This is a genomic window from Cellulomonas sp. KH9, assembly GCF_900114185.1.
Taxonomy (GTDB): domain Bacteria; phylum Actinomycetota; class Actinomycetes; order Actinomycetales; family Cellulomonadaceae; genus Cellulomonas.
Genome location: NZ_FOSE01000011.1, coordinates 1 through 1027 on the forward strand (window position 1 = coordinate 1; position 1027 = coordinate 1027).

2 protein-coding genes are annotated in these 1027 nt (G+C 70.2%); both read left to right on the forward strand.

Annotated features, from left to right (window positions below; genetic code table 11):
• Positions 1-452 (forward strand): hypothetical protein (locus tag BMZ16_RS19465; RefSeq protein WP_177199788.1); only part of this gene is annotated, 452 nt, incomplete at its 5' end.
• Positions 453-454: 2 nt separating this feature from the next.
• The coding region (locus BMZ16_RS18785; RefSeq protein ID WP_143082902.1) for a hypothetical protein at positions 455-1027 on the forward strand (573 nt) is incomplete at its 3' end.

Here is a 1027-nt window from a genome sequence, read left to right on the forward strand (position 1 = left end):
CGGCGCTGGAGCCGTCGGATCCCGACCTGGGGATCGTGTTCGAGGACGTGCCGCAGCTCGAGGGTGAGCAGGTGGACGTGTACAACACGGTCGCGTACTTCCAGAAGGAGTACTGGCGCATGATGCGGACGAACGAGCTCAGCCCGGGGTTCGACATCGTCGCGTCCCCGGAGCTGCGCACGATGATGCAGGGCGTCGCGACGCAGAACGCCGATCAGCAGCTGACGTTGGGAGGTGTGTTCCACACCAGCATCGGCGCCGTCGTCGTCGAGGGCGGCACCGCGACCGTGACCGTGTGCGACGACTACCGCGAGGTGACCGGGACCGACCCGGCCGGGACCTACACGTCGCAGGAGATCGGCCTGGAGAACCTGGCGTCGCAGCTGACGTTGGGGCCGTCCGTCGGGGATGCCTGGATCGTGCTCACGGGGTCGCCGGCCGGCGCATGTTGAGGGTGGGCCGCGGCCTCCTGGTGGTGTCGACGTCGATCGCACTCCTGGTCGGGGCGACGCCGACGGCGTGGGCCGCACCGCCGCAGTCCGGGCAGAAGGACTTCGAGAAGCCGGCTGCGACCGGGGCTGCTTCGCAGGACGGGATCGCCGCCGAGTCCGCGACGGCGACGATCGAGACCGATGGTGCGACGACGGCGGGTGTGCCGTTCCGCCATGTGACGGAGGCACCGGTGCCTCGTCGGTGCTGGTACGGCCCCGGCTGGACGGGGCAGCAGTACTACGAGTTCTGGAAGGACGGTGGCGTCGGGCGCAGCGGCATGACGGGGGACGCCTATGCGGCTCAGGGGTTGCTGTATGACGGCTTCCAGGAGCACGCGCTCGACAACGAGGGGCGGTGGTACGAGCCGCAGTGCGCCCTCCACGTGCCTGGTGACGAGCGCCTCGCGTACCTGACCTCCCACCCGGCGGTGTACGTGGCGCCGGGGGAGCCGGCTCCGGCTGTGCAGGAGTCGGTCGATCCGCGGGTGCTGGCGCAGATCGCTGCGGAGCACATGCAGCTGCCGGTGGGGACGATC